A 1036-nucleotide genomic window follows, 5' to 3' on the forward strand; every position below is an offset into this window, starting at 1 on the left:
GCGCCGGTCCGTGCGTTCACGCGCGTGACGTGACGGGGCGGCCCAGCAGGGCCGGCACGGCGGATGCGTCCATCGGCCGCGCGAACAGATAGCCCTGGTATTCGTCGCAGCCGAGCGCGCGCAGCAGCGCCAGCTGCTCCTCGGTCTCCACGCCTTCGGCCACGATGCGCATCGAGAGGCCGTGGCCCAGCGCGACGACGGAGCGGACGATGGCCGCGCTGTCGGCGTCGCGCCCCAGGTCGCGCACGAACGCCCGGTCGATTTTCAGGCGCTGCACGGGGAAGCGCTTCAGGTAGGCCAGGCTCGAATAGCCGGTGCCGAAATCGTCGATCGAGAGTTCCACGCCGAGGTCGCGGATGCCGCCCAGCAGGCGCTCGACGACGTCCACGCGGCTCATCGCGATGCTTTCCGTGATCTCCAGTTCGAGCGCGTGCGGCGGCAGGCCCGCGTCGGCCAGCGCATCGGCGATCACCTTCAATAGATCTTTCTGGTAGAACTGGCGGATCGACAGGTTCACGGCGACGCGGGTCGCGATGCCCTGTTCGCGCGCCCAGCGGCTCGCCTGCGCGCACGCGGTGCGCAGCACCCACGTCCCGATCGGCACGATCAGGCCCGTCTGCTCGGCGATCGGGATGAAGCGCGCCGGCGACACGGGGCCGAGCACGGGGCTGTTCCAGCGCAGCAGCACCTCGAACCCGGCCACCTGTCCCGTCGCGATGTCCACCTTCGGCTGGTAGTGCGGCGTCAGCTCGCCGCGCGCCAGCGCGTACCGCAGCTGTTCCTCGATGGTCAGCCGCTCGTCCAGCTGGAGGTGCGTGGACTCGGAGTGGAAATGTACGGGCTCGCCCGCGTCGCTGCGGGCGCGGTGCTTGGCGATGTCGGCCAGGCGCATCAACTCGTTGGCGGAGGCGGCGTCCTGCGGATACGTCGCGATCCCGATCACGGGCGCCAGGTGGAATTCGCGCCCGCCCACGCGCACGGGTTCGGCCAGCAGCGCGTGCAGTTCGAGCGCGACGGCGTCGACGGGGCGGTGGCC

Annotated in this window: 1 protein-coding gene; it reads right to left on the reverse strand. The window is 70.9% G+C overall.

All coding sequences use genetic code 11. The features are described 5' to 3' along the window. Window positions 1–16: 16 nt before the first annotated feature. Window positions 17–1036 (reverse strand): putative bifunctional diguanylate cyclase/phosphodiesterase (locus tag ACEN88_RS32545; RefSeq protein ID WP_413346378.1); only part of this gene is annotated, 1020 nt, incomplete at its 5' end.

The organism is Massilia sp. CT11-108 (genome assembly GCF_047302915.1).
In the GTDB taxonomy this organism is placed as follows: Bacteria; Pseudomonadota; Gammaproteobacteria; order Burkholderiales; family Burkholderiaceae_D; genus Telluria; species Telluria orientalis.